Consider the following 6,074-nt stretch of genomic DNA (forward strand, 5'->3'; position numbering starts at 1 on the left):
TCTGCATCGTCCGGAGCTGACGGAGGAGCGGTTTCCGGTGAATCCGTTCGGGGCGCCGGGGCACCGGGGTGCGCGCCGCCGTGAAAGCCCTCTTCAACGACCCTTCCGGGGGCCGGGTAACGGTCCGTCAACCGCGCGCCGGGCCCGACCGGTCAGGCCACGACGCGCCCGCCCAGCACCACCCGGCGCGGGTCGGCGAGCACTCCCGGATCGGTGCGCGGGTCGGCCCCGTAGACCACCAGGTCCGCGGGGGCCCCCTCGGTCAGGCCGGGCCGCCCCAGCCATGCGCGGGCCCCCCAGGTGGTGGCCGACAGCGCCGCCGACACCGGGATGCCCGCCTTGACGAGTTCGGCGACCTCCGCGGCCACCAGCCCGTGCGGGAGGGAACCGCCCGCGTCGGTGCCCACGAAGACCGGCACCCCCGCGTCGTAGGCGGAGCGCACGGTGTCGTAGCGCCGCTCGTACAGCCGCCTCATGTGCGCCGACCAGCGCGGGAACCTGCCCTCCCCGCCGTCCGCGAGCCGCGGGAACGTGGCGATGTTGACCAGGGTCGGCACGATGGCCACCCCCCGCTCCGCGAAGAGCGGGATGGTGTCCTCGGTCAGCCCGGTGGCGTGCTCGACGCAGTCGATGCCCGCCTCGACCAGATCGCGGAGGGAGTCCTCGGCGAAGCAGTGGGCGGTGACCCGGGCGCCGAGCCGGTGGGCCTCGGCGATGGCCGCCTCGACCTCCGGGCGGGGCCAGCAGGCCGTCAGGTCGCCGGCGTCGCGGTCGATCCAGTCGCCGACCAGCTTGACCCAGCCGTCCCCGCGCCGGGCCTCCCGCCCCACGTACTCCACCAGGTCGGCGGGCTCGATCTCGTGGGCGTAGTTGCGGATGTAGCGGCGGGTGCGGGCGATGTGCCGGCCCGCCCGGATCACCTCGGGCAGGTCGGGGCGTTCGTCGATCCAGCGGGTGTCGGAGGGGGAGCCGGCGTCCCGGATCAGGAGGGTCCCCGCGTCCCGGTCGGTCAGCGCCTGCTTCTCGCTGGTGGCGGCGTCCACGGGGCCGTGCGCGTCGAGGCCGACGTGGCAGTGGGCGTCCACCAGGCCCGGCAGCGCCCAGCCGGAGACGGTGACGGTCCCGCGGGCGGTGCGGGGCCGTTCGAAGGTGATCCGGCCGCCCACCACCCAGAGTTCGTCGCGGACCTCCTCGGGCCCGGTGAGCACCCGCCCCGTCACGTGCAGGACGGTCCCGCCGTCCCGCGCCGCCGGATCCCTGCCCGCCGCCTGCTGTGCGTGATCGCTCATGGCCGCACTGTACGCAGGCCGGGGATAGTCTCGGCAGAGCGGCCCGGGACGTACCGGGGCGCCCCGGACGAAGAGAGCAGACCCGTGAACCACCCCCTCCTGGACCTCCCCCCGCTCACGGCGGACCGTTTCGCCTCGATCGAGAAGCGGGTCGCGGACCTGCTGTCCACCCGTCAGGACGTGGTGGTCACCCAGGGCGAGGCGCTGCTGCCTCTGGAGGGCTGCATCCGCTCGGGGGCACGGCCGGGCTCGGTGGCGCTGAACGTGGTCACGGGCCCGTACGGCAACACCTTCGGGAACTGGCTGCGGGACTGCGGGGCCGAGGTGGTGGACCTGGTGGTGCCCTTCGACTCGGCGGTGTCGGCGGAGCGGGTGGCGGGGGCGCTGGCGGAACGGCCGGAGATCTCGTTCGTGTCGCTGGTGCACGCGGAGGCCGCCACCGGCAACACCAATCCGGTGGCGGAGATCGGCGAGGTGGTGCGGGCGCACGGGGCGCTGTTCATGCTGGACGCGGTGGCCTCGGTGGCGGCGGAGCCGCTGCTGCCGGACGCGTGGGGCGTGGACCTGTGCGTGATCGGCGCGCAGAAGGCGATGGGCGGTCCGGCCGGGGTGTCGGCGGTGTCGGTGTCGGAGCGGGCCTGGGCGGCCTTCGCGGCGAACCCGGCGGCGCCGCGCCGCTCGTACCTGTCGCTGCTGGACTGGAAGGAGCGGTGGATCGACGGCGGCCGGAAGACGCTGCTGCACGCGCCGGCGCAGCTGGAGATGCTGGGGCTGGAGGCGTGCCTGGAGCGGATCGGGGCCGAGGGACTGTCCGCGGTGACGGCCCGGCACGCGGGTGCCGCGGCGGCGGTGCGGGCGGGGGCGGAGGCCCTGGGCGTGGCCCCGTACGTGACGGACCCGGCGGCGGCCGCCCCGGTGGCGACCACGCTGCGGGTGGCGGACGCGCCCGCGATCGCGGCCCGGGTGCGGGAGGCGGGGGTGCCGGTGACGGCCGGTTCGGCGGAGATGCTCCGGGTGAACCACTACGGGGCGGCGGCCACGCGGGAGACCGTACGGGCCTCCCTGGCGGCCCTGGCCGGGGCGTTGGGCCGCCCGGAGACCGCCGTCCGCGCCGGTCTGGCGGCGGCGGAGGCGGCCTGGCCCGCGGCCTGACCCGCGCGGACGGCGGTCTCCGGGCGCGGGCGGTGCGGGGCGGGGTTCGCCCCGCACCGCCCCCGCTCAGTCGGACAGCGCGGCCAGGAGCCGGTCCACGTCCGCCTCGGTGTTGTACAGGTGCAGGGAGATCCGCAGGGCCCCGGCGCGGGCCGAGGTGACGATCCCGGCGGCCGCGAGTTCGGGCTGTCGGGCGGCCGGGCCGGGTACCGAGACGATCGGGGCCGTGCCGGGGACGGGCGCGTGGCCCAGGGCGACGAGCCCCTCCCGGCAGCGGGCGGCCAGGGCCGCGGTGCGGGCGTGTACGGCGGCGGCCCCCGCGCGTTCCAGGAGTTCCAGTCCGGCTTCGCTCGCGTGGTAGGCGAGGAAGGCCGGGCTCTCGTCGAACCGACGCGCGTCCTCGGCGAGTTCCGGCATGGGTCCGTACACAGCGTCCCACATGGAGCGGGCCGCGACCCAGCCGGCGTGCAGCGGGACCAGCTCCTTCGCGGCCTCCTCGGAGACCGTGAGGTAGGAGGCGCCGCGGGCGCCGAGCAGCCATTTGTAGCCCGCGGTGACGGTGTAGTCGTAGGGCGAGGCGTCGAAGGGCAGCCAGCCCGCGGTCTGGGTGGCGTCGACGAGGAGTCGGGTCCCGTGGGCGGTGGCCGCGGCGCGGAGGGCGGGGAGGTCGGCGAGGCGACCGTCGGCGGACTGTACGGCGCTGACGGCGACCAGGGCGGTGGCGGGGCGGACGGACTCCGCGAGGGCCTCCAGGGGGGCGAACCTGAGGGCGAGGTCCCCGCGCACCACGAACGGGTTGATCACGGAGGCGAAGTCGCCCTCGGCGAAGAGGACTTCGGCGCCGGCGGGCAGTGCGGCGGCGATCAGGCCCACGTGCGTGGCCACGGAGGAGCCGAGGGCGACCCGGCCGGGTGCCACGCCGACCAGGCGCGCGAAGCGTTCGCGGACCCGCTCCACGCGGCCGAAGTCGCCGAATCCGCCGGGCTCCCCCGCCGCGGCCGCGGCGGCCAGTTCGCGGGCCGCCTCCAGCCCGCGGCGGGGCAGGATCCCGCAGGTGGCGGTGTTGAGGTAGGTGGTCCTCCGGGGGACGAACTCCTCGGCGAGCAGGGCCGCGAGGGAGGCGTCGGAGGACGGGGCGTGCGCAGGCGCGGCGCCCCCGAGGGGTGGGTCCGTGAGCTCCATGACCCCACTCTGCGCCAGACCCTTCTCAAAGTCCATGGGCGAAAAACCCATGGCGAGTCAAAGGAATTCTTATGCAGAGGGGGTCGTGGTGGGGCTCCCGGTCAGCCCTGGGGCACCGCGCAGGCCCCGTCGGGCTCGCACGCCTCGGCGTCCGCGGCACCGGCGGACTCCGGCTCCCGGCCGGCCCACGCCTGCTCCAGGGCCTGGGTGAAGAGCGCGGCGGGCTGTCCGCCGGAGACGCCGTAGCGGCGGTCGAAGACGAAGAACGGCACGGAGTTCGCGCCGAGTTCGGCGGCCTCGCGCTCGTCGGCGCGGACCTCGGCGGCGTAGGCCTCGGGGTCGGCGACGGTGGCGCGGGCCTCGGCCTCGTCGAGTCCGGCGGCCACCGCGAGCGCCACCAGGCCCTCGGGCTCGTAGACGGAGCCCTGGCCCGCGAAGTTGGCGCGGTAGGCGAGGTCGAGCAGCTCGGACTGCCGGCCGCGGGCGGCGGCCAGGTGGAGCAGGCGGTGGATGTCGAAGGTGCTGCCGTGCAGGCGGCCGTCCACCTCGTAGGGCAGGCCCTCGGCACGGGCGGTGCCCGCCACGTGCTCCTCCATGCCCCGGGCCTCCTCCGGGGTGCGGCCGTACTTCTGCGCCAGCATCTCGGTGACGGGGGCGGTCACGCCGGCGGGGGCCTTCGGGTCCAGCTCGAAGGAGCGGTACACGACCTCGACCTCGTCGCGGTGGGCGAAGGCGGCCAGCCCCTGCTCGAAGCGGGCCTTCCCGACGTAGCACCAGGGACAGGCGATGTCGCCCCAGATCTCGACGCGCATGTTCCTGAATCCTCCGTTGACGGGTGCGGGTGCGGACGGCGGCGGGCCGCCGGCGGGACTGCCGGATCGACCGTGCCGGGGTGCACAACACCGGACCGGTACGTCTCATTCCCGGGGCGGCTCCCGGGACAGTTCCAGCCACAGTTCGCGGTGGGTGGCGCCGGGCCGCCGGGGGGCCGGTCCGGGCCGCCAGCCGAGTGCCGCGTAGAAGGACCGGGCGCGGTGGTTGTGCACGTACACCTCCAGCCGGACCCGGTCGGCCCCGCTGCGGCGCCAGGCGTCGAGGCAGGCGTCGTGCAGGGCGCGACCCACGCCCTCGCGCCAGTGGCCGGGGTCCACGTGCAGTTGGGCGAGGGTCATGGCGCCTTCCACGGCACGGAAGGCGGCGACCCCGGCGAGCTCGCCGGCGCGGAGGGCGCAGAGCACGCCGCCGTCCCCGCGGGCCACAGCCCGGGCCCAGGGCTCCCGGGTGCGGGCGGGCCCGGTGCCGCCCCGATCCCCCTCCTCGGGGAGCCGGGCGCGGTAGTAGGTGGCCCGGGCGCGGGCGTGGAGCTCGGCGATCCGGTCGAGGTCCGCGGGCACGGCGGCTCTGATCATGAGCATGCTGAGGAGAACGCGGCGGGTCGGGCCGCCGGTTCCCGGCCCGCGCGGGATCCGGTCGGGGGCGGTGGGTCCGGCCGGGCGCGGTCCGCGCGTCCCCGTCGGGTCCCCGCCCCCGGACACCGGTCCCTACGACCCGAGCGCCGCGGCCATCATCTTCTGGGCGACGGGGGCGGCGAGTCGGCCGCCGGCGATGTCGGTGCGGTCGGTGTCGGAGCCCTCGATGAGGACGGCCACGGCGACCTGCTTGCCGCCCTTCTGCCCGTAGGAGGTGAACCAGGCGTACGGGTTGAGGCTGTTGTTGACGCCACGCTGGGCGGTACCGGTCTTGCCGCCGACCTCGGCGCCGGGGACCTTGGCCGGGGAGCCGCCGCTCTCCTCCACCACGGTCCGCATGGCGTCGCGGATCATCTCGGCGGTGCCCTCGCTCATGATCTGCTCGGACTTCGGGTCCTTGAAGCTCTCCAGGACCGTGCCGTCGGCGTCGGTGACCTCGGAGACCATGTGGGGGGCGACGAGCTTGCCGCCGTTCTGGATCGCGGCGGAGACCATCGCCATCTGGAGCGGGGTGGCGGTGACGTCGAACTGGCCGATGCCGGTCTGCGCCACCTGGTCGGGAGACATCTTCTTCTTCGGGTAGGTGCTGGCGGCCGAGCGGACGGGGGTGAACTGCTCGGTGTTGAAGCCGAACTTCTCGGCGGTCTCGATCATCTTCTGCTGGCCGAGCTTGTGGGCCAGCTCCGCGAAGACGTTGTTGCAGGAGTACCGCAGGGCGGTGCGCAGCGAGGCGTTCTCGCAGGGGGCGGTGGCGCTCTCGTTCTTCAGGACGGTGCGGGTGCCGGGCAGGACGTAGGGGTCGGGGCTGACGGTGGGCTCGTCGATGGAGTCGTACAGGCCGGCTTCGAGGGCGGCGGCCAGGGTGACGAGCTTGAAGGTGGACCCGGGGGCGACCGGGCCGCGCAGGGCCACGTTGAGCATGGCCTTGCCCTCGTCGGCGTTGAGCTCCTGCCAGGCCTTGCCGTCGGTCTTGGTGCTGCCG

General features: G+C 75.4%; 6 protein-coding genes. 1 reads left to right on the forward strand and 5 read right to left on the reverse strand.

Annotation, left to right across the window (positions count from 1 at the left end; genetic code table 11):
- Positions 1-152: 152 nt before the first annotated feature.
- Positions 153-1,289, reverse strand: a complete 1,137-nt coding sequence (locus ABTZ17_RS35885) for an amidohydrolase family protein (RefSeq protein WP_352200011.1) — start codon at positions 1,287-1,289, stop codon at positions 153-155.
- A gap of 84 nt (positions 1,290-1,373) precedes the next feature.
- Between ABTZ17_RS35885 and ABTZ17_RS35890 the strand changes: the two genes are divergently transcribed.
- Positions 1,374-2,441, forward strand: coding sequence for an aminotransferase class V-fold PLP-dependent enzyme (locus ABTZ17_RS35890; RefSeq protein WP_352200012.1), 1,068 nt, complete (start codon positions 1,374-1,376; stop codon positions 2,439-2,441).
- A gap of 66 nt (positions 2,442-2,507) precedes the next feature.
- Here the strand turns inward: ABTZ17_RS35890 and ABTZ17_RS35895 are convergent, their stop codons facing one another.
- The 4 genes from ABTZ17_RS35895 to ABTZ17_RS35910 all read right to left on the reverse strand — a co-directional run.
- On the reverse strand, positions 2,508-3,623 hold the full coding sequence (locus ABTZ17_RS35895; protein WP_352200013.1) for an aminotransferase class V-fold PLP-dependent enzyme: 1,116 nt from the start codon (positions 3,621-3,623) through the stop codon (positions 2,508-2,510).
- Positions 3,624-3,724: 101 nt separating this feature from the next.
- Entirely contained in the window at positions 3,725-4,435 is a 711-nt protein-coding gene (locus ABTZ17_RS35900; protein WP_352200014.1) for a DsbA family oxidoreductase, read from the reverse strand.
- Positions 4,436-4,540: 105 nt separating this feature from the next.
- Positions 4,541-5,038, reverse strand: a complete 498-nt coding sequence (locus ABTZ17_RS35905; protein WP_352200015.1) for a GNAT family N-acetyltransferase — start codon at positions 5,036-5,038, stop codon at positions 4,541-4,543.
- A 126-nt stretch (positions 5,039-5,164) separates the two neighbouring features.
- On the reverse strand, positions 5,165-6,074 hold a 910-nt coding region (locus ABTZ17_RS35910), incomplete at its 5' end, for a penicillin-binding transpeptidase domain-containing protein (protein WP_352200016.1).

Origin of the sequence: Streptomyces sp. NPDC097619 (genome assembly GCF_040302735.1) — a bacterium.
Taxonomy (GTDB): Bacteria; Actinomycetota; Actinomycetes; order Streptomycetales; family Streptomycetaceae; genus Streptomyces.